Origin of the sequence: Bacteroides sp. L10-4, from assembly GCF_013373675.1 — a bacterium.
GTDB classification, from domain to species: Bacteria; Bacteroidota; Bacteroidia; order Bacteroidales; family Bacteroidaceae; genus Bacteroides; species Bacteroides muris.
This window is the reverse complement of record NZ_JABXJH010000145.1, coordinates 1-886: the sequence shown is the minus strand read 5'-3', so window position 1 is coordinate 886 and position 886 is coordinate 1. Positions and strand designations below refer to the sequence as shown.

Genomic DNA, 886 nt, shown 5'->3' with positions numbered 1-886 from the left:
ACTACTATTGCACTGCTTATGCGCAACTTCATAGCAAATTTCGTCAGAATCCTCGGAATCTGCAAGGATTTTGCCGGAAATCGAGTTAATGAACATGGAAACGTACCCAGGTGCGGTGTTGTTCCCAAGTTTTCCGACCTTGAAGTCATTGCTCTCGGGATAACCGCCGAGTCCTTCGGCTTCGACAGCGAGAATCTTCTTTTTTATCGTCTGCACCATGAGTGTAAGGAGGATTTGCCTAACCTGATCAGTCGCAGACAATTCAATGCCCGACGCAAGCTCACGGCCCGACTTGCAGAAGAAATCCGCAAGGATGTAGCCAGAGCTATTGATGGCCCCGAAGATGTATTCTGCATTGATTCTAAACCAGTAAAGGTATGCCGGAACGCACGGGCCAAACGATGCACCATGGGACAAGACAATCCCGATGCTGCTCCCGACTGGGGATACTGCGCTTCGCAAGGCTTGCATTATTATGGCTATAAGCTCCATGTTGTCTGCGGAATACTTGGTGTTATCCATTCCTTTGACATGACTGCCGCAAGTGTTCATGACCTTCATTATCTCAAGGACGTACGCTGGGAATATCATGATTGCATGATGCTTGGAGACAAAGGCTATCTCTGTGCTGAGATTCAGAAGAATCTCTTTGAGGCAGCAAATATCACTCTTGAAGTTCCATATCGGCTGAATCAGAAAAACTGGCATCCGCCTACATGGGCATACAAGAGATTCCGTAAACGTATCGAAACGATATTTTCCCAGCTCAACGACAATCTTATGATGATACGAAACTATGCAAAACAATCCTGCGGTCTTTTCACCCGCATAGCAGGCAAAATAGCAGCAATGACGTTCATGCAATATGTCAATTTCGTTAATCATC

1 protein-coding gene is annotated in these 886 nt (G+C 46.2%); it reads left to right on the top strand.

Annotation, left to right across the window (positions count from 1 at the left end; genetic code table 11):
- Positions 1 to 18: 18 nt before the first annotated feature.
- Positions 19 to 886 (top strand): IS982 family transposase (locus HU824_RS19445; RefSeq protein WP_255260579.1); only part of this gene is annotated, 868 nt, incomplete at its 3' end.